The sequence below is a fragment of the Streptomyces sp. NPDC012474 genome (assembly GCF_042955185.1).
GTDB lineage: Bacteria > Actinomycetota > Actinomycetes > Streptomycetales > Streptomycetaceae > Streptomyces > Streptomyces cahuitamycinicus.
This window is the reverse complement of the sequence record NZ_JBIBEP010000021.1, coordinates 18,455-45,144: the sequence shown is the minus strand read 5'-3', so window position 1 is coordinate 45,144 and position 26,690 is coordinate 18,455. Positions and strand designations below refer to the sequence as shown.

20 protein-coding genes and 3 pseudogenes are annotated in these 26,690 nt (G+C 69.0%); 19 read left to right on the top strand and 4 right to left on the bottom strand.

Annotation, left to right across the window (positions count from 1 at the left end; all coding sequences use genetic code 11):
• Positions 1-232: 232 nt before the first annotated feature.
• From ACFY9S_RS33960 to ACFY9S_RS33935, 6 genes and pseudogenes are all read left to right on the top strand, one after another.
• On the top strand, positions 233-1,132 hold the full coding sequence (locus tag ACFY9S_RS33960; protein ID WP_391136271.1) for an ABC transporter permease subunit: 900 nt from the start codon (positions 233-235) through the stop codon (positions 1,130-1,132).
• A gap of 45 nt (positions 1,133-1,177) precedes the next feature.
• Positions 1,178-2,539 (top strand): right-handed parallel beta-helix repeat-containing protein, encoded by a 1,362-nt coding sequence (locus ACFY9S_RS33955; protein ID WP_391136268.1) that lies wholly within the window; start codon positions 1,178-1,180, stop codon positions 2,537-2,539.
• Positions 2,499-3,692: pseudogene (locus ACFY9S_RS33950) on the top strand (family 43 glycosylhydrolase); the annotation flags it as partial. The gene ACFY9S_RS33955 and the pseudogene ACFY9S_RS33950, both read left to right, overlap by 41 nt.
• Positions 3,693-4,325: 633 nt before the next feature.
• Positions 4,326-4,730, top strand: a pseudogene (locus ACFY9S_RS33945) (carbohydrate-binding protein); the annotation flags it as partial.
• A gap of 152 nt (positions 4,731-4,882) precedes the next feature.
• Positions 4,883-6,814, top strand: a complete 1,932-nt coding sequence (locus ACFY9S_RS33940; RefSeq protein WP_391136265.1) for a glycosyl hydrolase 53 family protein — start codon at positions 4,883-4,885, stop codon at positions 6,812-6,814.
• A gap of 125 nt (positions 6,815-6,939) precedes the next feature.
• A complete protein-coding gene (locus ACFY9S_RS33935; protein ID WP_391136262.1) occupies positions 6,940-8,253 on the top strand; it encodes an RICIN domain-containing protein in 1,314 nt (437 codons plus the stop codon).
• Between the two features lie 208 nt (positions 8,254-8,461).
• Here ACFY9S_RS33935 and ACFY9S_RS33930 read toward each other — a convergent pair whose 3' ends face one another.
• On the bottom strand, positions 8,462-9,397 hold the full coding sequence (locus ACFY9S_RS33930) for a LysR family transcriptional regulator (RefSeq protein ID WP_391136260.1): 936 nt from the start codon (positions 9,395-9,397) through the stop codon (positions 8,462-8,464).
• A 128-nt stretch (positions 9,398-9,525) separates the two neighbouring features.
• On the opposite strand from ACFY9S_RS33930, the gene ACFY9S_RS33925 reads away from it, so the two are divergent.
• From ACFY9S_RS33925 to ACFY9S_RS33885, 9 genes and pseudogenes are all read left to right on the top strand, one after another.
• Positions 9,526-10,530: a fumarylacetoacetate hydrolase family protein gene (locus ACFY9S_RS33925; protein WP_391136256.1), complete on the top strand. Its 1,005-nt coding sequence runs from the start codon at positions 9,526-9,528 to the stop codon at positions 10,528-10,530.
• Positions 10,527-11,498 carry a cyclase family protein gene (locus ACFY9S_RS33920; protein WP_391136254.1) on the top strand — a complete coding sequence of 324 codons (972 nt, stop codon included), beginning with the start codon at positions 10,527-10,529 and terminating at the stop codon, positions 11,496-11,498. The genes ACFY9S_RS33925 and ACFY9S_RS33920 overlap by 4 nt, the downstream gene beginning before the upstream one ends.
• A gap of 114 nt (positions 11,499-11,612) precedes the next feature.
• Entirely contained in the window at positions 11,613-12,752 is a 1,140-nt protein-coding gene (locus tag ACFY9S_RS33915; protein ID WP_391136251.1) for an FAD-dependent monooxygenase, read from the top strand.
• Positions 12,749-13,768: an amidohydrolase family protein gene (locus ACFY9S_RS33910; RefSeq protein WP_391136248.1), complete on the top strand. Its 1,020-nt coding sequence runs from the start codon at positions 12,749-12,751 to the stop codon at positions 13,766-13,768. The genes ACFY9S_RS33915 and ACFY9S_RS33910 overlap by 4 nt, the downstream gene beginning before the upstream one ends.
• 10 nt (positions 13,769-13,778) lie before the next feature.
• On the top strand, positions 13,779-14,717 hold the full coding sequence (locus ACFY9S_RS33905; RefSeq protein WP_391136246.1) for a VOC family protein: 939 nt from the start codon (positions 13,779-13,781) through the stop codon (positions 14,715-14,717).
• A 92-nt stretch (positions 14,718-14,809) separates the two neighbouring features.
• On the top strand, positions 14,810-15,775 hold the full coding sequence (locus ACFY9S_RS33900) for a fumarylacetoacetate hydrolase family protein (protein ID WP_391136243.1): 966 nt from the start codon (positions 14,810-14,812) through the stop codon (positions 15,773-15,775).
• Between the two features lie 292 nt (positions 15,776-16,067).
• Positions 16,068-17,327 (top strand): FAD-dependent monooxygenase, encoded by a 1,260-nt coding sequence (locus ACFY9S_RS33895; RefSeq protein WP_391136240.1) that lies wholly within the window; start codon positions 16,068-16,070, stop codon positions 17,325-17,327.
• Positions 17,328-17,400: 73 nt separating this feature from the next.
• Positions 17,401-17,629, top strand: a pseudogene (locus ACFY9S_RS33890) (4-hydroxy-2-oxovalerate aldolase); the annotation flags it as partial.
• 253 nt (positions 17,630-17,882) lie between these two features.
• The gene (locus ACFY9S_RS33885; protein ID WP_391136612.1) at positions 17,883-18,137 is read left to right on the top strand and encodes a hypothetical protein; all 255 of its coding nucleotides are present in this window, start codon (positions 17,883-17,885) and stop codon (positions 18,135-18,137) included.
• A gap of 157 nt (positions 18,138-18,294) precedes the next feature.
• On the opposite strand, the gene ACFY9S_RS33880 is transcribed toward ACFY9S_RS33885, so the two are convergent.
• Positions 18,295-19,302 (bottom strand): substrate-binding domain-containing protein, encoded by a 1,008-nt coding sequence (locus ACFY9S_RS33880; RefSeq protein WP_391136237.1) that lies wholly within the window; start codon positions 19,300-19,302, stop codon positions 18,295-18,297.
• A 321-nt stretch (positions 19,303-19,623) separates the two neighbouring features.
• Between ACFY9S_RS33880 and ACFY9S_RS33875 the strand changes: the two genes are divergently transcribed.
• From ACFY9S_RS33875 to ACFY9S_RS33865, 3 genes are all read left to right on the top strand, one after another.
• Positions 19,624-20,658 carry a substrate-binding domain-containing protein gene (locus ACFY9S_RS33875; protein ID WP_391136234.1) on the top strand — a complete coding sequence of 345 codons (1,035 nt, stop codon included), beginning with the start codon at positions 19,624-19,626 and terminating at the stop codon, positions 20,656-20,658.
• Positions 20,659-20,926: 268 nt separating this feature from the next.
• On the top strand, positions 20,927-21,292 hold the full coding sequence (locus tag ACFY9S_RS33870; RefSeq protein ID WP_391136231.1) for a hypothetical protein: 366 nt from the start codon (positions 20,927-20,929) through the stop codon (positions 21,290-21,292).
• A 193-nt stretch (positions 21,293-21,485) separates the two neighbouring features.
• Positions 21,486-23,918, top strand: a complete 2,433-nt coding sequence (locus ACFY9S_RS33865) for a right-handed parallel beta-helix repeat-containing protein (RefSeq protein ID WP_391136228.1) — start codon at positions 21,486-21,488, stop codon at positions 23,916-23,918.
• 64 nt (positions 23,919-23,982) lie between these two features.
• On the opposite strand, the gene ACFY9S_RS33860 is transcribed toward ACFY9S_RS33865, so the two are convergent.
• Positions 23,983-24,624 carry a GDSL-type esterase/lipase family protein gene (locus ACFY9S_RS33860; RefSeq protein ID WP_391136226.1) on the bottom strand — a complete coding sequence of 214 codons (642 nt, stop codon included), beginning with the start codon at positions 24,622-24,624 and terminating at the stop codon, positions 23,983-23,985.
• A 127-nt stretch (positions 24,625-24,751) separates the two neighbouring features.
• Here ACFY9S_RS33860 and ACFY9S_RS33855 point away from each other — a divergent pair, with 127 nt between their 5' ends.
• Positions 24,752-25,462, top strand: a complete 711-nt coding sequence (locus tag ACFY9S_RS33855; protein ID WP_391136223.1) for a cupin domain-containing protein — start codon at positions 24,752-24,754, stop codon at positions 25,460-25,462.
• Between the two features lie 142 nt (positions 25,463-25,604).
• On the opposite strand, the gene ACFY9S_RS33850 is transcribed toward ACFY9S_RS33855, so the two are convergent.
• On the bottom strand, positions 25,605-26,639 hold the full coding sequence (locus ACFY9S_RS33850) for a substrate-binding domain-containing protein (protein ID WP_391136220.1): 1,035 nt from the start codon (positions 26,637-26,639) through the stop codon (positions 25,605-25,607).
• Between the last annotated feature and the right edge of the window lie 51 nt (positions 26,640-26,690).

Below are 26,690 nucleotides of genomic sequence, written 5' to 3'. Positions count from 1 at the left end.
AGGGGCCCGGCGACGGGTACGGAGCTGCGCAGCAGCCGCTTCGTCCTGTGAGCCATGAGGTCCACACCGCCGCTCGTGGGCAGCGATGTGTGCGGTGTGTCGGCGGCAATGCCGAGCCTCCTCGAGAAAGCCCACCCCCGTTCAACCAGAGCAGCGGTTCGCGATGTCTGTTCGGTCACCGCCGGAGCGATCAGGGGGTGGGCCGCTCGCTCGGAAGGTGGTGCACACGCCCATGGCAGTGTCACGAAGACGGCTTCTGGCGCTGGGCGCCGGAGCGGCCGCCGGAGGGTTCTGGACGGCCGGCTGTGGGTCGCAGCGCTCGCTCGGCGACTCGGATGAGATCACACTGTGGACCTGGGACCGGTCGGTGAGCGACGAGCTGGTCGCCCGGGCAGAGACGAGGGGCATTCCCGGGGCCGAGGGTTTCAGAATCAGCCGCACCAACAACGGCGGCCATTTCAACACCAAGGTGCGTACCGCGCTCGCCGGCAAGTCGCTGGTGCCGGACATCATCGGCGTCAACTCGGACGTGGCCACCTACTTCCCCAACCAGGACGTGTCCGTCGACCTGAACGACTTCGGGGCGGCCGGACTGAAGAGCCGGTACCTGGGCTGGAAGTGGAACGAGTGCATCACACCCGAGGGGCGGATGATCGCGTTCCCTATGGACACCGGCCCCACCGGTCTGTTCCGGATGCGCCAGTACGCGCAGGGGGCGATCGCCGACGAGCTGATCCAGGCGTCGAGGTTGGACGGGGCCGGGTTCTTCCGCCAGTGGTGGACGGTGGGGCTGCCGGTGCTTCGCCCGGGGCTGGCGTTCCTGGGGATCTTCACCTTCTTCCATATTTGGAACGACTACCTGTGGCTACTGACCGTGATGACCGACCCGGGCAAGGTGACGCTGCAGGTGGCCGCGCAGCGGCTGAACGGCGTCTACACCACCGACCAGTCGATGGTCATCGCCGGAGCGCTCATGTCGGTGATCCCGCTGATCGGGGTCTTCCTGATCGGCTCGCGCCACTTCATCGCCAACCTGGCCGCCGGCTCCATGAGTTCTGAAGAAGCACGCGCGTGGTCCCGCCCTTCGAAAAGCAGTCTCCGCACCTGCGCTGAGCACTTCAGGCAGGCATGAGCCTTGCCGGTGCACGGGAAATCACCTGACTCGGGAGCTGACGCTGTGAGAACCGCGAAGTTCGTCACCCCTGCCCTCCTGCTCTCGGTGGTCACGGCGAGTTCCGTCGTCATGGCCCCCGGCTCGGCGTCCGCGAGCGCCGCGGCGGCCGGAAGCACCTACTACGTCGCCCCGAACGGAAACGACGGCGCAGCAGGTACGCAGGCCGCTCCGTGGGCATCGATCGCCCGTGCGCAGGCCGCCGCCAAGGCGGGCGACACGGTCTACTTCCGGGGCGGCACCTACGCCTACACCCGCGCGAACAGCGCCTGTTCGAACCAGACCGCCAGAGTCGACGCGATCACCCTGAACAAGAGCGGAAGCTCGGGCAACCCGATCCGGTACTGGGCCCATCCGGGTGAGAAGCCGGTCTTCGACTTCTCACGGATGACGGACAACTGCCGCATCAAGGGCTTCAACGTCACCGGCAGCTGGATCCACCTCAAAGGACTGGAAGTCAAGGGCGTTCCACAGAACAACAACCGGAACGCCGAGTCCTGGGGCATCTGGATCTCCGGCAGCAATGGCGTCTTCGAGCAGATCGACACCCACCACCACATGGGCACCGGCCTGTTCATCAACGGCGGGGGCGGCAACCTCGTCCTCAACTCGGACTCGCACGACAACTACGACCTGCGCAGCAACGACGGGCCGGGCGAGAACGCCGACGGGTTCGGTTCGCACTACACGCCGGCCGGCCGCGCCGCGAACGTCTTCCGGGGTTGCCGCGCGTGGTGGAACGCCGACGACGGGTTCGACCTCATCTCCACCTACTCGCCTGTGATCATCGAGAACTCGTGGGCCTGGCGCAACGGGTACGTGCCGGGGACGACGACGCCCTCCGGCAACGGAGCCGGCTTCAAGTCGGGCGGCTACGGGGGCGACTACGGGGGCGACTACGAAGCCAACGCGCCGAAGCACACCGTCCGCTCCTCGGTGGCGTTCCTCAACAAGGCAGCCGGCTTCTACGCCAACCACCACCCGGTGGCCAACGACTTCTTCAACAACACCGGGTACGGAAACCACCCCAACTTCAACATGCGTGGCGTCGACTCGAGCGGCGCCGCCGTCGGCCGGGGCAACCTGCGCAACAACATCGCGTACACCGGAACGCCGACGTCGTACATGAGCGGCACGAACGCCGCGTACAACTCGTGGAACCTCGGTGTCCCCCTGTCGGACTCCCAGTTCCGGAGTGTGTCGACGTCCGGCTGGGACGCGCCCCGCCAGACCGACGGGGGCCTGCCCGTACTGCCCCACCTCCGTCCCGCGGCGAACAGTGCCCTCATCGACAGGGGCACCGACGTGGGACTGCCCTTCAGCGGAAATGCGCCGGATCTCGGCGCCTTTGAGAACGATGGAAGGTGACATCGTGAGGCAAAGATCGCGTGTCGTTTCGAAGTACTGGAAGGTGGCCGCCGCCGCACTGTTGTCCGTGGCGTTAGCGGCACCGCTCTCGGCGGGCACCGCCGCGGCGGAGACACCTGCAACGAAGACACCGGTGACTAAGACATCGGCAACGGCGCTCCAGGACCGGGGTGCCGCCGCACCGGTCGTGGACCGCGGCCTCAAGTACCTGGTGTCCGACTACGAGACACGCACTCCGACGAAGTACACGACTGACTCCTGGAAGCCCTTCGCCAAGGCGTTGACCGCCGCGGCCGATGTCGCCGACGACACGTCGGCCGGCACGTCTGAGGTCGCCGCCGCGAAGACGGCACTGATGACCGCCGCCGCCGACCTGGAGGCCGCCGACGAAGGCACGTTCCAGACCATCACGAACAACACCTTCTGGAACGACACCAGCGGCAACCCCATCTATTCGCAGGGCGGTGGGGTCTTCAAGTTCGGCGACACCTACTACTGGTACGGCGTGCACTACACCGGCGCCGAGCTCTACCGGGCCAATCCGACGCGGAAGTACGACGGCAACGTCAGCTTCGTCTCGATCCCCGTGTACTCGTCCAAGGACCTGGTGAACTGGAAGTTCGAGAACCGCGTCGCGACGCGCTCCACCGGCGTGGGCAGCGGCGCCAACCTGGGTGGTGCGGGCTGGGTCGGGCGGCTCGGCGTCTCGTACAACGAGAACACCGGCAAGTACGTGCTCGCCGTGCAGATGTGGCACACGGGCAGGGGCGGGCACGGCGTTCTGCTGCTGCAGGGCGACTCACCCACCGACACCTTCGACTACGGCTACTTCCAGACCCAGATCACCAACTCGCCCACGACCGGAACCGGGGATCAGACCGTCTTCACCGACGACAACGGCAAGGACTACCTGATCTTCTCCAACCGCGAAGGACGGTCGCGCGGCTTCGTGGCCAAGTTCCGGGAGTCCGACTCGCTGCGCATCGAGCCAGGCGCGGAGATCCGCCGCGGCTCCGGTCGCGAGGGCAACGCCATGTTCAAGCTCGACGGCAAGTACTACCACGCGGCGTCGGACCTGCACGGCTGGAACACCTCGGTCAACTACGTCAATGAGTCGACCAGCAGCAACGTTCAGGGCTCGTACAGCGGCGAGTACGTCCTTCCCGGCACCGAGATGGACTACAGCCACGTGACCCAGACCGGGTTCTTCGTGACGGTCAAGGGCACCAAGCAGAACACGGTGATCTACGCCGGTGACCGCTGGGCCGACTTCGCCTGGAACGGCATCGGGTACAACCAGTGGGTGCCGATAACCAAGACCGGCGCGAGGCCGCAGTTCCACTCGGTGAGCCAGTGGCAGTTCAACGCCACGACCGGAGAGTGGCGTGTCGGGCAGGCGAACAACTACATCCTCAACCCGGACATCCAGGCTGACCGCATCATCGTCTCCAGTGTGCGGGGATGGCGGAACCTCGGCGGTTCGGTGACCAACGTCAACGGTGGTGTGAACGGGTCTCGCTTCGCCCTCCAGGTGAGCAACAGCGGCGGCGTCGAGCAGCGGATCGCGTCGGTGCCCGCAGGCACCTACACCCTGTCCCTGCACGCTCGGGGCAGCGCCGGACAGGTCGTGATCACCGGCGCCAACGGCAGCCAACGCACCCTCGGCATCCCGTCGTCGAGTGGCTGGGCCAAGCGCGAGCTCACCGGCATCGCGCTGCCCAGCGGGGCCGCCACCGTCACCGTGCGGGCGTCGGGCTCGGGCGGCGTCACCGTCGACCAACTCTCACTGGTCAAGACCTCTGCCGACGCGCCGTCGGGACAGCGCTACGAGGCGGAGACCGCGCCGGCGGTGTGCCAGGGCACGATCGACTCGAACCAAGCAGGCTATTCCGGTAGCGGGTTCTGCAACGGCAGTGCCGCCGCGGGGGCCTTCGCGCAGTTCACGGTGACTCCGGCGGCCGCTGGTACGGCGACGGTGGCGGTCCGGTTCGCCAATGGCTCCACCAGCGGTACGAGGCCGGCGGACCTGATCGTCAACGGATCCACGGTGGGGACCGTTTCGTTCGAGTCCACCGGTGCGTGGACGACGTGGACGACCAAGACCGTGACCGTCCCGCTGAACGCCGGCAGCAACACCATCCGGTTGGATCCGACCACGGCAGCCGGACTGCCCAACGTCGACTACCTCGATGTCGGTGCCGCCACCGCCTGACATCCCACGCTCTGCCGGTCTCATTCGACCGGCAGAGCGCACAGGGTCACGTCCAGTGCCATGGAGAACGACGGCCGACCGCGTGGGAAACAGCACCCGCCGCAAGTACGTCACACCGTCAGGAGAAGGACATGAGCAGCAAGCGTCTGCCCCGCGTCATCGCGGGCACGACGACGTTGGTCACCATGGTGTCCGCGACTTTACTCATGGTGCCCGCGCAGGCCCATGCGACCTTCGGGACCGCGGACATCAAGCCGATCGAAAGCAATATCGCCGCCAAGGACTGGGCCTCGGCGACAGCCGGCGACGGCTCGTCGAACGCCGGACTGGCCATCGACGGAGACCCGACGACGTCCTGGCAGCCCGGTCGTGCCGGCGCCCGGCAGTGGCTCACCGTCGACCTCGGTGGAACCTACGACAACCTGCGTAAGGTCAAGGTGATGTTCCCGGACCGCGGCGTGGCGCACCGGTACGTCGTCGAGGCCTCATCCGACGGACGCCGGTGGAAGACCATCGCCGACAGGTCCCGCAACCGAGCCGTGTCGCGAGGGGAGGTGCACCTGTTCACCCGGCCGGGAACGCGCTTCGTCCGGCTGGTGTTCACAGGTGGGCAGGACCGTGCCCGGGCCGGTGTCAGCGAGCTCCAGGTCTTCAACTACCTGCGCGACGACCTCACCCTCGGCGCCGATCTGTCCTGGATGGACGACGTCCAGGACCAGCAGTACTGGGTCGCCCCCCTGGCCCAGGACCGCGGCGCCGGGCCACACCTGCTCGACGTGGCCAAGGACCGCGGCATGCAGCACACCCGGCTGCGGATATTCAACGAGCCGCGCAGCGAGAGCACCGGTCAACCGACGCCGATACCGCGCCAGGGTCCCGAGCGCTCACTGGTCTCAGCGAAGTGGATCAAGCAGCGGGGCATGGGCCTGGGGATCGACTTCCACTACGCCGACTCATGGGCTGACCCGAGCAAGCAACCAAAGCCACGCGCCTGGGCCGAGTTGGAGTTCGGGGACCTGTCCCAGGCCGTGTACGACTACACCGCCGACTACCTGAAGCGACTGAAGCGGCAGGGCACCACGCCGGAAAAGGTGGCCGTCGGCAACGAGATCATCAACGGTTTCATGTACGGCAGCGAGGCGGCCCAGATCGGCACGACGAATCCGCCGTACTTCGTCGACCAGGCCGATGTCTACCAGTCCCAGCCCGGCGGTGGCCTGCTGTGGAAGTACTGGCGGTCGACCGACCCGGTGGAGCGACAGCTCTACGACCAGGCGTGGGACCGGTTCACCACGCTGGCCGCAGCCGGGATGAAGGCCGTCCGCGACGCGTCACCGAAATCCAAGGTCGAGATCCATGTGATCGTCGACAAGGACAAGCTCGCCAAGACCATGGAGTTCTGGCACCAGTTCCTCACCCGGGTGAAGGCGAAGGGCCAGAACCCTGATGTGCTGGCCATCTCGTACTACCCGGAGTGGCACGGTACGCCCGAGGCGCTGGATCGCAACCTGAACGCCATGGCCACCACCCATCCCGGCTACGAGATCGACATCGCCGAAACCGCCTACCCCGCCTCGGGCGGTGAGGGCTCGCCGGTGCCCAACTCCCCCTTCCCGCGCACGATTCAGGGCCAGGCGGACGCCATCCGGAGGGTGTTCCAGGCCGCCAACGACGTGGTCGACAACCGCGGTTCAGGCGTGCTGGTGTGGGAACCGGCCGGCTACCAGCCGATGTTCCGGGCCGTGCCCGGACTGGCGAACACGTGGGAGCCGCACGCGTCCATCAACGTCTTCAACGCCAGCCGCGCCAAGCACATCCTCCAGGACACCCTCTACACCGCCACCGTGGTGGGTGCCGCTCCGAGGCTGCCCTCCTCCCTCCGCATGCTCACCACCGCCGACAACGGGATCACCCGTGTCCCCGTCCGCTGGCAGCCGTTGCCACCCGGCGCGACCGACAGGCCGGGTGAGGTGACGGTCACCGGCACGACGCGCACAGGACCGGTCACGGCGGTCATCGACGTCGTTCCCAGGCGCGGCGAACACGACTCGACCACCTCATAGCCTCCATCGCCTCCCGGTCGCGCCGACGCTGCGGGTGGTGTTCCGCACTCCACCCGGCACGCGGTACGCGGCAACGACTGGGAACGCCGAACGCTCCACCCATCCCCCACCCAAGGAGCCATCCCATGACCATGCGACGACGGACATTCCTCGGCATGAGCGCGGCCGGAGCGACGGGCGTGGGCCTGTCCCTGCTCGGCGCGGGACAGGCACCGGCCGCCGCCGGGCCGCTGGACACGGCGCCCACCACGCCGTTCGCTGTCGGCGTGCGCCGGTACAACTGGACCCGCGGCAGCCGTCCGTGCACCACCTACGTCTACTACCCGGCCACCGGCACCGCCGGCGGCAACCCGGTGACGGACGCCCCGGTCGCGGGCGGGGTCTTCCCCGTGTACAACATGACCCACGGCTACGGAAGCAGCCCGCAGAACTCCCTGTTCATCATCCGGGCCCTGGCCTCGGCGGGCTTCATCGTCCCCGCCCCGCACTTCAACCACAACTTCAACGACGTCAACAACGGCAACACCTCCAAGGACGTCTCGCAGATCCTCACCAACACCCTCGCGCTCAACGCGAGCGGACCGCTGGCCGGGCACATCAACACCGGCATCGGCGTCGGCGTCTCGGGCCACTCCCTGGGCGGCATGGTCACCCACGGTCTGCTGACCTCCTGGCCCGACAGCCGGATCATCTCCGCCAACCCCCAGTCCTGCGTGGACATGGGCAACCCGTCCAGCTCGGTCTCGGCCAAGGTCCTGTTCGTGCACGGCGACCGGGACTCGACCACGCAGTACTCCTCAGCCCGGCAGGCGTACTCGGAGATCACCTGGCCCAAGGCGTTCCTCACCTTCGTCGGCGGCAGCCACACCAGCTTCTGGAGCGACCAGCGCTTCCCGAGGACCGTCGTCGACTGGGCCCGCTGGACCATGTACGGCGACACCGCCGCACGGGACCGCCTCCCGGCGGACGCGTCCGGATCCAACACCAGGTGGGAGGCTCAGCTGGGCGAATCACCCAGCGGCCCGGGCCCCTACGTCCTCCTGGCCCAGCACAGCGGCAAGGCCGCCGAGATCAACGGGGCCTCCACCACCGCCGGCGCAGGGCTCGTCCAGCGGACCACCAACAGTCGCCCCAACCAGCAGTTCGAGTTCGTCGCCGCCGGCGACGGCCACGTCCGCGTCAAGGCCCTGCACAGCGGCCTGTTCCTCCAGCCCACGGGCACCGCGAACGGCGCGGACGTCGTCCAGCAGGCCGACACCGGCGCCACCGGCCAGCAGTGGCGCGTGGTCGACCACGGCGGTGGCGTGGTCAGCCTCGTCAACCGGCAGTCCGGCCTGGCGTTGGATGTCTGGGAGTACTCGACCGCCGACGGCGCCCGCATCTCCCAGTACACCTACACCGGCAACCTCAACCAGCGCTTCACCCGCCGCCGCGTCTGACCGAGACCTGTCGGGGCACCGCTCGGGCAACAGGGCGGGCGGTGCGCGACATGGCGGCGGCAATCGCCAACCTGTCGCTGGCCACGGCCTACCGGTACTTTCCGTCGGTCGGGCTCGCCCGCCTCCCCGACGTGGGTATCCGTCACCGCGGTGGGAGGGCAGGGCCGGCGCGCGGCAGCGTCTTCGCCCTCGCAAGGCCAACCCATCCTCAACTCTGCCGACTGGAGATCGTGGGCCGCCCTGCCTCCACGGCTTCGGCGACCCGCGCCGTCGTCTCCCGCAGCCACATGTGCGCCGCGTCGTGCATGTGGACCGGATGCCACCACAAGGCCTGCTGGATCGGCACGGCGTCATAGGGCGGTTCCATGACGCGGACGTGTGCGAGTCCGTCCAGCTCGTCGGCGAGACGCCTCTGCAGGAGAGCTACCCGGCGGGTGCCCGCGACCAGGAGTGGCATCAGCTGGAAACTGTCTACGGAGACCGCCACGCGCGGCTCGATGCCGAGCGTGGCGATCTGGCGGGCGGCGGGGGCGTCGTAGGCTCGTTGGTACGTCACCCAGGGCAGTCGGGCCAGGTCGTCGAGGGTGAGCTGCTCGCCGACCTCGGGGTTGTCGTCGGCGACGAGGAAGACCCAGCTGTCCTGGTAGAGCTCGACCGTGGGGAAACCGCGAATGATGCCGTGGGGCAGCAGCAGCCCGTCCACGGTGCTGAGCAGCGACCCGGTACTGTCGATGATTTCGTTCGGTACCTGTTTGAACCTGAGCCGGATGCCTGGTGCCTCGGCTTGGATGGTGCGGGCGAGCTCGGCGCCGAAGACGGCGACCGCGTAGTCCGAGGCGATCAGCGTGAACTCGTGTTCCTCGCGGGAGGGGTCGAATTCGGCCTGGCTGGCGAAGACGCGCTCCAGCAGGTCGCATGCGGTGGTGGTTCGGTCGAGGAGGGCCTGCCCGAGGGCGGTCAGTTCGTACCCTCCGCCCACCCGGGCGAGCAGGTCGTCGTCGAAGTGGCGGCGCAGCCTGGCCAGGGCCGCGCTCATCGCGGGTTGACTGAGCCCGATGCGCTGGCCGGCCCTGGTGACGTTGCGCTCCTGCAGGAGGGCGCGCAGGGCAACGACGAGGTTGAGGTCCAGGCTGGCCAAGTTCACGAAACGTCCCGATTCCGGAGCCGGCACCATCGGTATTCACCGGCTGGATTCTTATATACAGGAAATCGATTTCCCTGATTGCAATCTACGGGCCAGATTGGTGGCACCGCAATCGGGAGGAAATCTCCGTGACATCCGCAGCCACGTCGGCACCCTTCACCCCCTTCTCCGGACCGTTCGCCATCGGCACCCTTTCGGCACCGGGCGTGTCCAGGTTCCCGGGCCTCGTGGCCCCGGACGGCCGGGTCCTCGACCTGCGCACCGCACTGGGTGAACCCGCGCTGACCACGCTCGCGCTCCTGGAGCGCTGGGACGAGGAGCTGCCGCGCCTGCACACCCTCGCCGGGGACCCGACGCGCGACTGGCGACCGCTGGCGGAGATGACGGTGCACGCGCCCGTCGAGCCCCGGCAGATCTTCCAGTCCGGCGCCAACTACCGGCAGCACGTGATCGATCTGGCGGTCGCACACCGCGCCCCGGACGCCCCGGGCACCGTCGAGGAGGCCCGCGCCGAGGTCGCCGCGGTCATGGACAAGCGGGCCGCCGAGGACCTCCCGTACGTCTTCATCGGCCTGCCGACCACGATCAGCGGTCCCTACGACGACGTGGTACTGCCCGCCTGGGCCGAGAAGCCCGACTGGGAGCTGGAGCTGGCCGCGGTGATCTCCCGCCCCGCCTACCGGGTCACCGTGGACGAAGCCCTGGAGTACGTCGCGGGCTACACCATCGCCAACGACCTGACCGACCGCGCGACCGTCTTCCGCCGGGACATGCCCCCGATCGGCACCGACTGGCTGCGCAGCAAGAACGCCCCCGGCTTCACCCCGCTCGGCCCGTGGATCGTCCCGGCCGACTCCATCGCCGACCCGTCCGACCTGCAGGTCACCCTGAAACTCAACGGCGAGACCATGCAGGACGAGTCCACCAGCGACATGATCTTCGGCGTCGCACGGCTGGTCTCGTACATCTCCCAGACCGCCCGACTGCTTCCCGGCGACCTGGTCCTGACCGGCAGTCCGGCCGGCAACGGCATCCACTGGGGCCGGCTGCTGCGCGACGGCGACGTGATGGACGGCTCGGTCACCGGGCTCGGCGCCCAGCGCACCCGCTGTGTCGCGGAGGAGGCCCGATGAACGCCGGTCGTATCGACCGTACGGATCCTGAGGCGGCGATCGCCGAGGCCGCGAAGGCGTACTCGAACTGGGGCCGCTGGGGCGAGGACGACGTGCTCGGCACGCTCAACTTCCTCGACGAGGCCAAGCGCCGTGAGGGCGCGGCCCTGATCCTCGACGGCGTCAGCTTCTCCTTGTCACAGAGCTTCGACATGGACGGCCCGCAGAAAGGCTGGCGGCGGCGCACGAACCCGGTGCACACGATGCTCGCCACCGGCACCGACGCCGCCCTGGGCGGCCAGGGCTTTCCGCACGGTTTCGGTGGCGCCGACGACGTGATCGCCATGCCCTTGCAATGCTCCACCCAATGGGACGGGCTCGGGCACATCTTCGATCACGGCAAGGCGTGGAACGGCCGCTCGGCGGAGAAGGTCGTCACCTCCGAAGGCGACCTGGTCACCGGCATCGAGCACATGGCTCCGCACGTGGCCGGGCGGGGCGTCCTCCTCGACGTGGGCCTGGTCATCGGCCAGGACGGCGAACTGCCCGACGGCTTCGCCATCACCGAGGAGCACCTGACCGCGACCGCCGCCTCGCATGGCCTGACGGTCGGTCGTGGCGACCTGGTCCTCGTGCGCACCGGACGGCTGACCCGCGCCCGTCACGAAGGCTGGGGCGACTACGCGGGCGGACCGGCGCCGGGGCTGAGCTTCAGCACGGCCGGCTGGCTGCACCGGAGCGAGATCGCCGGGATCGCCACCGACACCTGGGGCTTCGAGGTGCGGCCCAACGAGTTCGACCACGCCTTCCAGCCGCTGCACCAGGTCGCCATCCCTCACATCGGCTTGCTCATCGGTGAGATGTGGGACCTCGACGCCCTCGCCACACACTGCGCCGCCGACGGCCGGTACGAGTTCTGGCTCACCGCCGCGCCGCTGCCCATCACCGGGTCCGTCGGCTCACCGGTGAATCCCATCGCCGTCAAGTAACGCCCCGGGCGGCCGGGCGGGCCGCGCCCGGACGGCTGCTCCACCCCCGCTCGCCCGACCCGCGACCTTCCCCTTGCCGCTCGAAGTCGCGCGGCACCATCTCAGGGAGAACCCATGAACGACCCCCGTCCCCGCACCGTCCTCGTCATAGGTGGCGGCGCGTCCGGCAACGCCGTGACCGTGCTGCTGCGGCGTGCGGGCATCGCCGTGGAACTCATCGAGGCCAAACCCGACTGGAACGTGCTCGGCTCCGGCATCACCCTCCAGGGCAACGCGCTGCGCGTGCTGCGCGAAGTGGGCGTATGGGACCAGGTCCGGGAGAGCGGCTACGCCGTCGACGCCGTCGGCCTGGCCGCGCCCGACGGGACCGTGTTCCACGTCCAGCAGGACATCCGCACCGGTGGGGACGACCTGCCCCCGATCTTCGGCATGCAGCGGCCCCGGCTCCAGGAGATCCTGTGTGAGGCCGTCCTCGAGAGCGGCGCGACGGTACGCCTGGGCACCACCGCCGAGGAACTGGTCCAGGACGCGTCCGGCGTCACCGCCCGGTTCAGCGACGGCACCGAGGGCCGCTACGACCTTGTCATCGCCGCCGACGGCGTCGGCTCCCGCACGCGCGCGGTGATCGGCGTCATTGACAAACCCGAACCGACCGGCATGGCCATCTGGCGTGTCCCCGTGCCCCGCCCCGAGAGCGTGGAGCGCATGACCCTGGCCTACGGCGGAACCTGCTACATCGCCGGCTACTGCCCCACCAGCAAGAACACCATCTACGCCTACCTCGTCGAGGCCAACCGCGACCGCGCCTCCATCGACCCGGCCTCGTACGCGGACGAGATGCGACGGCTGGCCGCGCCCTACGGGGGTGCGTGGCCGGAGATCGCCGCGAGCATCACCGACCCCGCCAAGGTCAACTACACCTGGTTCGACCGGCTGCTCGTCGAGGGCTCCTGGCACCGCGGCCGGGTCGTCCTGATCGGTGACGCGGCCCACGTCTGTCCCCCCACGCTCGCCCAGGGCGCGGCCATGTCGCTGGAGGACGCCTCCGTACTGGCCGAGATGCTGGGCCAGGAGCAGGACTGGAGTTCCCTCGACGCCCTGCTGACCGGCTTCTACGAACGTCGGATCGACCGTGTCCGCATGGTGGTCGAAGCATCCGTGCAACTCGGTCAGTGGCAGCTGGACGGCGTCCGTGACGCCGACGCACCCGGTCTGATGGGCCGCACGATGTCCGCCCTGAAGGAGACCCCGTGAACCCCGTGAGTCCCCAGAACAGCGCACCCACGATCGACGTCCACGCGCACGTCCTGCTCCCTCAGGTCGAGGACGCCGTCGCCGGACATCCCGGGCTGGCCGCGGCCCGCGATCTCGACGCCCGCCGCAACGGCCCCGAGGCCATCGCCGTCAGCGGCCCGATGTTCCGGGACCGCTTCCCGAAACTGACTGACGTCAAGGCCCGGCTCGCCGCGATGGACGCCTCCGGTATCGACGTCCAGTTGGTCTCGCCGTCTCCGTCGCACTACCACTACTGGGCCGACGAGGACCTGGCCCGTACGGTGTGGGAACTGGCCAACGAGGGCACCGCCGCGTACGTCGCCCAGGCCCCGCAGCGGCTGCACGGCCTCGGCCTCGTCCCGCTCCAGCACCCGGGCCTCGCCGTCGAAGCCCTCGATCACGCCCTCGGCCTGGGCCTGCGCGGTGTCGAGATATCGAGCCACGCGCCGGGACGCGAACTGTCGGACCGCGCGTACGAACCGTTCTGGACGCGGGCCGAGGAAACCGGCGCCGTCCTCTTCCTGCACCCCTTCGGCTGCACGCTCGACGAGCGCCTCAACCGGTGGTACCTGTCCAACACCGTCGGCCAGCCGACCGAGAACGCCGTCGCCCTGTCCCATCTGATCTTCTCCGGAGTCCTGGACCGGCACCCGGGGTTGCGCATCGTCGCCGCCCACGGCGGTGGCTATCTGCCCACCCACATCGGCCGCTCCGACCACGCCTGGCTCGCCCGCGCCGACACCCGCGGCTGCGCGCACCCGCCCAGCAGCTACCTCAAGCAGCTGTACTTCGACTCGCTTGTCCACGACCCGGACGTCCTGCGCGAGCTGATCCGGGTGGCCGGCCCCGACCGGGTCCTGCTCGGCTCCGACTTCCCCTTCGACATGGGCACCGACGACCCGCTCGGTGCTCTGCGCGACGTCACGGACCTGCCCGCCCCCCACTTCCACGCCGTACGCGGCGGCAACGCGGCAGCGCTGCTGCGTCTCACCTGAGGAGCCCGACATGACCAACCGTCTGCTCACCCACCTGCGACACGTCGACCTGGCCGTGCCGGACTACGACAAGCAGCTCGACTTCTACGCCGGCGTCTGGGGCCTGACCAAGGTCGCCGAGGACTCCGGCATCTCCTTCCTGGCCGCCGAGGGCTCCCCCGAGCAGTACATCGTCCGGCTGCGCAAGGCCGAGGAGAAGCGCCTCGACCTCATCTCCTACGGCGCGGCGAACCCCGCCGACGTGGACACGCTCGCCGAGCAACTCCTCGCGGGTGGAGTGCAGTTGATCTCCCAGCCGGGCAAGGTCGACACCCCCGGCGGCGGCTACGGCTTCCGCTTCTTCGACATCGACGGCCGCACCATCGAGGTCTCGGCCGACGTCGAGGCGCGCCGGCACCGCCGTATCGAGGAGAAGGAGTCCATCCCGGTCCGTCTCTCGCACGTCGTCCTGAACTCCCCCAATATCAACGCCACCCGCGCCTGGTACGAGCAGCACCTCGACTTCCGGCTGTCCGACACGATGGCCTTGCCGCACATGGGCGAGGTCATGCACTTCATGCGGATCAGCAACCAGCACCACTCCATGGCCATCGCCAGCGGTCCGCACACCTCACTGCAGCACCTCTCCTTCGAGATGCGCGGCGTCGACGAGTACATGCGCGGCTCCGGCCGCGTGATGCGCTCCGGCGCCCGCAAGATCTGGGGCCCCGGGCGGCACATGGCGGGCGACAACACGTTCATGTACTTCCTCGACCCGCACGGCAACACCGTGGAGTACACCACCGAGCTCGAAAAGCTGGACGAGGACACCTGGCACCCGCACATCTACGACCTGACGAAGCCCGAGAACGCCGACCAGTGGGGCACGTCCAACCCGATGAACGAGATGGTCGCCAAGGAAATGCTCAACGACGTCGACCGCGGCGTCTTCGTCGCTCCGCCGGTCTGACCCCCTGATCCCGGGGGCCCGGCGCACTCCCCCGCCTGCCATGCCGCCGGGCCCCCGGCCTGTGTCAACCCACCCAGCTCCCTAGGAATGCCATGCGTTTCGCCACGTACGAACAGCACGGCCGCAGCCGTCTCGCCACCGTCGAGGACGACGGCGTCCTCTACCCCTGCCCCGGCCGGGCCTCGCTTCTCGATCTGGTCCAGGCCGGTCCCGAGGCGCTGCGCGAGGCGGGCAACGCAAGCCTGGACGTGCCGCGCGGCCCGCACGTCTCCCAGGTGCGATTGCTGCCGCCGCTCCAACCGCCGTCCGTACGCGACTTCGTCACGTTCGAGGAGCACGTCGAGGGTGTACGACGCAGCATCGACGGAATCCCGGGGGCCCCGGACGCCTGGTACGACGCGCCCACTTTCTACTTCACCAACCCCTACGCGGTCATCGGCGCTCACGACGACGTCCCCGTGCCGCCCGGCAGCCAGGCACTGGACTTCGAGCTCGAAGTCGCCGCGGTCATCGGCCGCGAGGGCCGCGACCTCACCCCCGAGCAGGCCCGCGACCACATCATCGGCTACACCATCTACAACGACTGGTCCGCCCGCGACCTCCAGTCCCGCGAGATGCAGGTCGGCCTCGGCCCCTGCAAGGGCAAGGACACCGCCACCACCCTCGGCCCCTACCTCGTCACCGCGGACGAACTGGAGCCCTACCGCGACAGCGACGGATTCCTGCGCCTGGCCTTGACCGCCGAGATCAACGGCGAGGTCGTCGGCAAGGACCTGCTGTCCAACATGAGCTGGACCTTCGAGGAGATGACCGCATACGCCTCACGCGGCACCTGGGTACGCCCCGGCGACGTACTCGGCTCCGGCACCTGCGGCAACGGCGGCTGCCTCGCCGAGCTCTGGGGCGTACGCGGCCGCCAGGACCCGCGGCCGCTCAAGCCCGGCGACACCGTCACCCTCACCGTCGAGGGCATCGGCACCGTCTCCAACACCGTGGTACCCGGTGCCGAACCGGTGGCCGTCCCTCGCGCCCGTAGGCGCCCGCGAACGCGCCCGTGAACCGCGCGGCGTAGGGAATGATCGACGCCGAGGGCCACGCGAGGCGACCCGCTCGCCGACGACCACCCGACGCGACGTCGACCGCGACCTCATCGAGGCCGGCACAGAAACCGCCACTGTGCTCCCGGGAGAGACCGCCAAGGCCTCGGACCAAGGCTGGGACAGCCAGGACCGCTCGAGAGCACGGGCCACGCGCACACCCGGGGCTTCCTGCCGGGCTCCGACCCTGTAGGGGAGAAGCCCGCCCTCACCAACTAGCAGGTCAACGACGACCTAGGCTGAGGAACCCACCATGACGAAACTTCCCGCCCAGCGCGGCCGCGTCGCCGTAATCGGCGCCGGACCCGGTGGCATGGCCGCCGCACTCTCCGTCCATCAGGCCGGCCACGACGTCGTGCTGTTCGAGCGCTACCCGCACGCCAGACCCGCCGGCAACATCCTCAACCTGTGGCCGCCCCCCATCAAGGCACTCGGGCTGCTCGGAGTGAACACCGAGGACCTGGGTGCGCCCTGTACGTCCGAGTTCCGCAACGCCCACGGGCACCGCCGGGTCCGCGCGGCCCTTCCGGAACAGGTCGTCCGCGACTACGGCGGCGGCTTCGTCGGCCTGCTGCGCCCCGAGCTGTACGAGCGGCTGCTCGACGCGCTGCCCGAGGGAGTCCTGCGGGCCAACCACACGGTGGAGCGCGTCGAGCAGGACGAGAGCGGTGTGCGACTGCACCTCGCGGACGGACGGGTCCACGAGACGGACCTCGTGATCGGCGCGGACGGCATCGATTCCCTGGTCCGCCGCACTCTGTGGGGCGACAGCCCCAAGCGCGAGCACAACCTGCACATCTTCGGCGGCTACACCTTCGACGACAGCGTCGAGACCGAACCCGGGATGTGCGTCCTCTCCCACACCCGCACGGTGCAGGGCAGTTGGACCGCCATCCGTGACAAGGGACGTGACGGCCACCAGTGGTGGATACTCGAAGCGTTCGACGCAAGCCGGGAATTCACCGGGGACCTGCACTCGACCGCGACCAGCCTCGGTCAGGCCTTCGCCCGTCCACTCCCCCAGCTGATCGCCGCGACCGACCCCGCGCACGTCCAGCGCTGGGTGATCCGCGACCGCAAGCCACTGAAGCAGTGGTCCAAGGGCCGCGCCACCCTCGTCGGCGACGCCGCTCATCCCACCTCCCCGTACGCCGGGTACGGCGCTGGTATGGCCACCGAGGACGGCTATTTCATCGGCCGCCGCCTGGCAGGGGTGGACCTGACCGACTACGCCGCCGTCCGCCGGGCACTCGACGCCTTCGAGGCCCCCCGCAAGCCGCACACCGCCCGGCAGTCCCAGCACGCCTACGCCCTCGGGCAGGTCTTCCATCACGCGCCGCGCGCTCTGCAACCGATCCGGGACGCGATCCTGGACCGCACCCCGCTGATGCAGAAGGTGGTCGGTGACTCCACCCCCACATCGATCCTCACTCAGCTCGGTGAGATCGACCGGGCCGAAGCCCGCTTCACCGCGCTCCTCGGCCTCGGCGGGTCACACGACACCGCTTCCTGAACCACGTGGCCGGGGCCGCGCCCGCGCCCGGCAGGGCCGGCGCTGCCCCGGAGCAGCAGGCCACCGGACTCGGATCCACGCCCACCGCAACCTGCCCCTCCGCGTCGCGAACACCGTCGTCGCCGTCGAGAACGAGGTGACGCACTCGGACGCTCCTCGGCGGGGCAGGGCGCGGGCGCCGGCTCCTGCCCGCGGGAGGCGTTCACCGCGGGCGCCGGCCTGATGGGCCGGAAGCACGGCTGCGGCCTGTTCCCACTCATGGATGCCGCCGACGTCCGGTCCGCCCGCTCCAGGACCGGGAACCCCAGGCACCGATCCCGCCGCCCGGCTCGCCGAGGCCCGCGACCACGGCCCGGTGTCCCAGCCGCGCCCCGGCGGGCACTTTCTCACCCGCCACGACGACGTACGGACGTCCTCACCGACCACGAGGGGTGCTCGTCGGTCGACACCTTCGCCCTGGAAAGCGGTGGCACGACAGCCGACCTGCCATCACCACGTCGGACCCGCCCGACCACACGGCGCTGCGCTCGGCTCAGGCGCTGGCTGGCTCCCGCCGTGCTCCGCAAGCAGGAAGCACGCGCCCGCGACATCGTGACCGACGTCCTCGACGGACAGACCACTCCGACGACCTTCGGCTACGGCATCCACAGCTGCCTCGGCGCACTGCTGGCCCGGTTGGAGTCCCGCGTCGTCCTGGAACAGTTGCAGGAGCGCTTCCCCGAACGGCGGCTCGCTCCCGGCCATCACCGTGAGCCCGAGCCGGGCCTCGTCATGGTCCGCCGCCCGGCTCGGCTCGACGTCGTGCTCTGATCTGAGCAGGGCTTCTCCCGAGGACGGCGCCGTGCTCATCGGCTGACGGCGCGCTCGGCAGGCCGGAAGACCGTCGTCCGCCATGAGGGCGTCGACCGGGCCGCGAAGCAGCTCGGGGCCGGACTGCCGACGCTCACCACGCGATCAGCGGGCACGGTCATCGAGGGGGTGTGCTTGCCCGCAGGACGACGTTCGTGTCGACCGGTACGATCCGCGAGGAGTCGTCGTCGGAGAGCGCGAGCTCCATCGCGAGGAGCCCGACCTGCCGCAGAGGAACGGTCACGGACGTCAGCTCCGGGACGACGTCCACCGCCGGGCCGATGTCGTCGAAGCCGGCGACGGCGACGTCCCGGCCAGGGACAAGCCCGGCGTCGCGGAATGCGGTCATCACTCCGATCGCCATGACGTCGCTGACGGCGAAGACGAGTTCCGTGCCGTCCAGTCCCCGCCGGACGAGCTCTTGGGCCGCCGCACGACCCCCTCGGCGGCTGAACTCGGCTTCCACCACCAGCCGTTCGTCGACGCCGATGCCGAACTCGCGCAGGCCCTCCATGAAACCACTGCACCGGTCACGGGACGTCCTGAGTGCGGACCCTGCGCGGACCAGCGCGAACCGCCGGTAGCCGAGCCCTACAAGCGCGCGGGCAAGCTGCCGCGCTCCACCGTAGTTGTCGATGCTGACGGTGTGGAACGGCAGGTCGTGCTGGCTGACCAGGACTACGCTGCCGCCCGCTTCCCGGTAGGCGTGGAGCTCCTCGACGAGGGCGTCGCGGGCATCGGCGCCGTCGACACGGCTGCCGGTCATGATGATGACGCGGGGCCGCATGCCGCGCAGCGTCCCGACGATCTGGAGTTCCCGCTCCGGGGAGCGGTCCGCAACCGCCATGGTCACGATGAGTCCGGCGGCTTCGGCCGCCTGCGTCACACCTGCCGCGATGGAGGAGAAGTACGGGTCGTCGACACCGCTGACGACCAGCGCGGCGATGTTCGTCGAACCCCGCGCGATCGCCTGGGCGGACAGGTGCGGTGCGTAGTCCAGTTCCGCGGCCGCGGTGAGCACACGGTCGACGTTCTCCTGCCGGACGTTGCGGACGCTGCCGTTGAGCACCCGCGACGCCGTCGCCTGTGAGACGCCCGCTGTCCGCGCCACATCATGCAGGGTCACCTGGCGCCCCTCGGATACGGCCTCCCCGCGACGCCGTACAGGCGCTGCCGCTCCATCTTCCATGCCGCACATTGTGCACCGAGCCGCCCAGCGCCTGGAAGTCGCGGAATCACTACCGAGGGTCACTCCGTAGGCCGTGTGCTCACTGCGCCGCACAGGCCTTCCGGAATCCGACCGGGCCGACGCGACCACCTTCGAGCCGGGCGACCGTATCCCGAGTCGGTCACCGGCGCTTTCGTCCACACCTCGGCGACCTGGCCGGGGATATCCTCGGGTAGCGTCGGCGGCGGCTCGTTTTCGTGGTGCGGGAGGGACGGCACGATGCCCCATTCAGCGAGGCCGACCGTCACACTGCGCGACGTGGCGGAGGCCGCCGGTGTGTCGGTCCCGACCGCGTCACGCGTGCTGGGCGGCAGTTCCCGGACGGTCGCGGAGGAATACCGGCAGCGGGTCCTCTCCGCCGCGGCCGCGTTGCGCTACACCGCCGACGCCTCGGCCCGGGCGATGCGGCGCGCGAACGACTCGATCGCGGTCGTCGGCGACGACCTCACGACCCCGTCGATGGGAATGGTCGCCGCGGCGATGGAACGGCGGGCACGCGACGCCGGGGCGTTCGTGACCGTCTCGTCGACCCACGGCACCGCCGAGCGGCAGCTCGAAACCGTCCGGGTGCAGCGTGCTCTGCGGCCGCGTGCGCTCATTCTGACCTCGAGCCGCCTCGATACGAACGCCCTCGGCGGGCGCCTGCTCGACGAATTGCTCGGCTACGAACGCGAGGGCGGCCGGGTAGTGATCGTCGGCGACACCGACATGCCGTTCGACTCCATCAGCTTCGACAATCACGGCCCCGCGAAGGAACTGGCCACCTACGTCGCCGGGGCGGGGCACCGGCACGTGACGATCCTTGCCGGCGCGCGTGGGCAGGGGAACGTCTCCGCCCGTACCGCGGGCTTCATGGCCGGGCTCCGCGACGGCGGCGTCGAGGCGCGGCACATCCGGATCTCGCACTGCGCGGTGAGCCGCCAAGGAGGGGTCGACGCGGCACGGCGTCTGGTCGCCGAGGGGCTGGAGCCGTCCCACGCGGTTCTCGCCGCCAACGACACCATCGCCATCGGCGCGATGTCCGCCTTCCGGACCGCCGGAGTGGCGGTGCCGGACGACATCTCGGTGACCGGCTTCGACGACATCGAGCTCGCGACCGACGTGACACCGCGACTGACGACCGTGTCGTTGCCGCTGGCGCAGGCAGGTGCCGAGGCGGTCCGCCTCGCGGTCGCGGAACGTGCGGAAGCAGAGCATTTGGTGATGCGCGGGCAGGTCGTGGTGCGTGACAGCACGGCGATCCGCGTCGTCTGACCTGCCCCTGAGCCGAGCACTCCGGCCGAGCGCACAGCACCTTCAGGCGACCAGGACCTGACTCGTCAACGATGCATCTCTGCTCGCTGACCGACGCTTGACGCCTTTGATCCACGGACGGGCACCCTGCGCGGAATACGATTTCCCGCGCGGAATGACACCGTCGACCTGGCGCGCCCCACCTCTGCGAATCTCACGCGGCAGGCCACGGACCGGGTCTTCGTGCACGTATCACTCACACCAGCGCTCCCGTTGAGGAGGATTTCCCGTGCACCACGTCATAGGGCTGCCTGCCAGGCACATCAGACGGTTGGCGGCCCTGACCGCCCTGCTCATGGGACTGCCCCTGCTGACCGGCCGAGCCCTGTCGCCCGCGTACGCAGCCACCGACACGGCGATCACCGGGGACCGCACCAGCGGTGGACGTACCTTCGACGGCGTGTGTGCGATCAGCGGCGGCGGTGGCAACACCCGCCTGCTGGTCGACTACCCGCCCACCCGGCGCAACCAGATCCTGGATCACCTGTACAAGGCCGACGTGTACAAGGCCCCGACCACCGACGGCACACCCATCGACCAGTGGTTCACCACCGGCAGCAACAACCAGCGGTGGAAGCTGGTCAAGGTTTCGTGACCAGCTGAGGATCCGACCGACCCCATGGGCGGGGCGGGCCCGAACCGCCGGCTTGTCCCGCCCATGCGCCGGGAGCCGGGAGCCGGGAGCCTTGAGCCGAAGGATCCCTGCATCGCGTCGACGGGTTCATCTGCTCGAAACCTTGACGCACTCGACCACTGCTGGGCACACTGCGCGGAATACGTTTTCCCCCATGTCAGACCGGACGCGCGCCCGTGTCCTCGGGCACCCGCCGGTGCGTCCCCCGCACGGCCCCCGACTGCCCGCGCCCCGAGCCGTCACGCGTCGTCTCGACCGGACGCGTCACGACAGGAGCCAGTACCTCACCACCACAGACGACAAGAAGAGGACCATGACCGGCAACCGAAGACTTGTGTCACAAGCGACAGCCGCCGCACTGTGCGCGCTGGCAGTCGTGCTCGCGTCGATCGTGCTCATTCCCGCGCAGCGGGCCTTCGCCGCGGGCACCACGTACTACGTGAGCGCAACCGGCAACGACAGCAACGCCGGAACCAGCACCAGCGCGCCCTGGCGCTCGCTGAGCAAGGTGAACTCGAAGACGTTCCAGCCGGGCGACACCATTCGCTTCGAGGCCGGTGACAGCTGGACCGGGCAGCTGTGGCCGAAGGGGTCCGGCACCGACGGCGCCCCGATCTCCATCGACAGCTACGGAACGGGCGCCAAGCCGAAGATCGCCGGCCAGGGCACCGTCGGCGACGCGGTGCGGCTGTTCAACCAGCAGTACTGGGAGATCCGCAACCTCGACGTGTCGAACGCGGTACCCACCGGGACGACCGACGGCTCGAAACTCGGCGACTTCCGCGGCATCGGCGTGCACGGTAACAACGGCCAGACCCTGCACCACTTCGTGATCGACTCGGTGGACGTGCACGACGTCACCGGTGAGGTCAAGTGGGTCGGCGGCAGCACCGCCGACAACAAGCCGGGTATCAGCTTCGTGCAGGGCTGGGACCGCTCGAAGAACACCGGCGGCATCGCCTTCCTGACCGGCGTCCAGGACATCACCGCGCCAGGCGCCCCCACCATGCTCGACGGCATCACCGTGGAGAACTCCACCATCAAGAACACCTCGTTCAACGGCATCGTCACGAAGCAGTACGCCGGTGACGCGCCCGGTGCCGTCTACACCGGCTGGGGCAAGCGCGCCACGGCCAGCGACCCCGCTTGGAAGCCGTACACCAACGTCACGTTCCGCGGCAACTACATCACGCAGGCGAACACTCCCTTCGGCTGCAACGGCATCTACGTCACGGGCGTCAAGGGCGCACTGGTCGAAGGCAACGTGATCGACCGGGTCGGCGTCTCCGGCGTCGAGACCAACATGGCCGACAGCGTCACCGTCCAGCACAACGAGATCATGGGTACCCGTCTCTCGTCGGGCGGTGCCGACCAGAATGCCCTGGACCCCGACATCGGCACCACCAACCAGCTGTTCCAGTACAACTACCTCCACGACAACGGCGACGGCATCCTGCTGTGCGCGTGCAACTCCGCGGTCAAGTTCGGCAGCGTGGTGATCCGCTACAACGTCATCACCGGCAGCAAGCGGTGGAACATCCACATGTCGCAGCAGACCGGCTCGGTGGCACACGTCTACAACAACACCTTCGCCAACACCAGTTCGTCGACCATGGTGAGCGGCGGTGTCGGCGGCAAGGTGACGTTCACCAACAATCTGTTCGTATCGGAAAACTCCGCACCCGATTTCAGGCAACAGGCCAGCATCGTCTACAACAACAACGGATACTCGCCGAACATGACCACCCGGCCCTCGTCCGACGCGAACGCCGTGGTCGGTGCTCCCCAGTTCGTCAATGCCTCCGTCACGGGACCCTACGGTGACGAGAACGGCACGAGACTCGGCACGGCGGCGAACTTCGCGCTCCAGTCAGGATCGGTCTTCGCCGACGCCGGCGCCACGGTCACCGGCAACGGCGGTCTCGACTACGCCGGGGCGACCGTGCCGATCGGGAACGGTCCGGAGATCGGCGCCTTCGAACGCGGCGCGCCGAACATCGCGTTCTCGGACACCTTCAACGGCCTGGCGACCGGCACGCTCGCCAACGGGACCAACGGATGGCGAGTCATCTCGACCAACAACGACGTCTCCGTGGTGGGGACGCCGTCCGCGACCGACAAGAGCGTCCGGCTGACCCGCACCATCGAAGGCGGCGGCACCGACGGGACCAATCTCGCCCGGCTCTTCAGCACCCCGCTGCAGGGCGTGGTGACCATCGAAACGAAGGTGATGCGCAACGACACGCAGGCCGGTTGGTTCGGGCTGCCCTACGTGTACAACGCCAGCGGTGCCCCGGCTGTCAGCGTCGCCTTCGCCCGCGGCCAGATCCACGCGTACAAGGGAACCACGGACACCGTGATCGGTACGTACACCACGGGCAAGTGGTACCGGGTCACCCTCACCGTGGACACTGTGAACCAGCGCTTCGACCTGGACATCGACGGCCATCGCATGCTGACCGATGCCGCGTTCCGTACCTCGATGCCTGGAATCGCGAAGGTCGCGTGGTACTCGAACGGGGGTGAACGCGGGGCAGTGCACGTGAACGACGCCCGGATCTCGCGCGGTACCGGATTCGGCCAGTGAAAAAGTGAGAAAACAGCTCTGCCGGGCCGATGTCGGCCCGGCAGAGCTGCATTTTCAGTCCTGATCAACAGGGCGATATCTGTTCCAGTCCGGCGGTGAGCACCGGCACATAAAATGTGGTGATCCCCGCCATATTGGGGTGCGTTCCAGATCCCTCTGCACCTGGCAATCCGTCGACCAGGTCATCGAAGGTGTACTGAGCCCGGTGGACGTCATCGCGCGTGTCGAACGGGGTGTCCCCGAAGACGTCGGCGATGGCGACATTCCTATTCCGACAGACCCGCAAGGTTTCCTCGCGGAGTGCCACCTGGGTGTCCCAGTCCCTCGAACCGAGCTTGTGGGCGGACACGTACACAAGGTGGGCGGCAGGCCACCGGCGCTTCATCGTGCGCAGCGTCTTCTCGAGTTCGATTGAGTAAGTCCCCACGTCATACCGGCCGTTGAAGACCGACTCGGCGTCGTTGGTACCGCCGTCGAAGAGGATGAAGTCCGGCGCTGCCGCCGTGGCCTTCTCGACCTGCGCAAGGATCTGCCCGCCGGAAGCACGCGGGTCGGGGCCGATGGTCGCGCCGTTCCGGGCGAATTTCGAAAGGGCCATTCCAGTACGCTCGGCGACGACGTCCACAAAACTGCGCGGATACACGTGACCATACACGATACTGTCACCGAATGCGTAGACACTCCTGCCCGCCAACCCCGTGCCCACATCAATCTCCTCATCACTCGACTCTTCAGCAGTCTGATTTTAATCAGGGCATTGACCCGTTGGTCCAGGGGCGCGTAAATTGCATTAAAGAAAGCGCTTACTGTCACGAAAACGGAGTTCTGACACCATGACCACAACCCACGCCGGCCTGCCCGGGGGCGTCGCCATCTCGCATCTGTCGGTGTACGACTGGCCTGCCGCCGACGGGGCGTGCGGCGGCACCCCTCACATGCACCTGGCCTGTTCGGAGGCCTACGTCGTCACCGGCGGACGTGGGGCCGTGCAGACGCTGACCGCATCCGGGTACGAGGTCACTCCGCTCCAGGCCGGTACGGTCGCCTGGTTCACGCCCGGCACCATCCACCGGCTGGTCAACGAGGGTGATCTGCGGATCACCGTACTGATGCAGAACAGCGGGCTGCCGGAGGCAGGGGACGCGGTCCTCACGCTGCCCCCGGAGTACCTGACCGATCCGGAGACGTACGCACGTGCCTCCGCCATCCCGGCCGACGCGCCCGCAGAGGAGCAGGAGCGCCTTGCCCGAGCCCGGCGGGACCTCGCCCTGGAGGGCTACCGGGCACTACGCGCGGCCGAGGGACCGCGGGCCCTGGCCGCCTTCCACCGTGCCGCCGCCGCGCTGGTACGGCCGCGCATCGCCGAGTGGCGCGAGCGGTGGCGCCAGGGGGCCGAGGCCTCCGCCGCAGCAACGGGGGTGCAGCTCGACTGGCTGGAGCGGGCGGAGGCCCCGCACCTCGCGGATGCGGTCGTGAGGGCCGAACAGCCGGTTGCCCGTGGGAAGTTCGGGATGTGCGGTCGGCTTGACGTATACGAGAACTGATGGCGATGTGCGCCTGAGGCCGCGCGGCGTTCACGTCCGATTCGGCCCGCATCGCAACGCCGGACCGGATGGGTGGTGGGGGCAGAGCGGACGGGCCTGGTCCGCCTGCCTCGCGCCGACTCCGACAGCGGCGCCCCCTGGGTCACCGCTTGCGGTCGGCACGACCTGTCGCAGGCGGCTCGGCCGTCGACTCCCGCCAGATGATCCGGAACAGGGAGCCCTCACTCGTCTCGGGCGCGCTGTCCCGCAGACCCGCGATCAGCTTGGCCATGGCCTTGCTGCCGAGGTGTTCGAGCTCCACGTCGACGGTGGTCAGGGACGGAGTCATGAACTGCCCGACGCCGGCATTGTCCCAACCGGTGACGCTGAGGTCGCCCGGCACGTCCCAGCCGCGCTCCCGGGCGCCCCGGACGACGCCGGCGGCGACGAGGTCATTGGCCGCGATCACCGCGGTCGGCCGCGCATGGCTCGGGAGCGACCGTATCGCCTCGATGCCGGACTCCCCCGACCAGTCCCCGTCGAAGACCCCGACGGACTCGACCCCGAGGCGTTCGACGGTGTCCAGATAGCTCTGCTTGCGCGCCCTCGCGGAAGCGAACTGCGCGTCGCCCGCCACATGAAGGAACCGGGAGTGACCGAGCGCCGCCAAGTGCTCGATCATCTGCACCACGGGCGTGGCGTCGGCCAGTTGCCCGATGCCACGCATCTCGTCGTCGAAGTCGGCCGAGATCACCACGGTCGTCCTCTGGTGGAGTTTGCTCTCCACCGCGGGAAGCACGGGGGCGAGGGAGAGGATGCCCTCGAACTGTCCCGAATCCGCCAGTTCCAGCAGGCGCTCGCTCCTGGCACGGACGCCGCCCCCGGCGCTCACGACGTCCACGAAGAACCCTCCGGCCTGCGCCGTCGCGCTGGCGCCCGCCAGCATGCGGGACGGGTTGAACGCCATGGCGGGCATGATTATCGCCAGCCGGCCGGTCTTGCGGGTCCGCATCGACCGCGCCACCAGGTTGGGACGGTAGTCCAGTTCGCGGATCGCGTTCTCCACGCGTTCCAGGGTCGCGGGCTTCAGCCCGCCGTTGAATCGCAGGTACCGCGACACCGTCTGGGGCGACACACCGGCAAGTCGCGCCACATCGGTGATCGTCGGCCGTCGTCGCGCCGTGTCAGCGCCGTCCATCCGCTTCTCCCACCCGTCCGCCAACGTTCCGAAGTCAGAGAGTACACACTC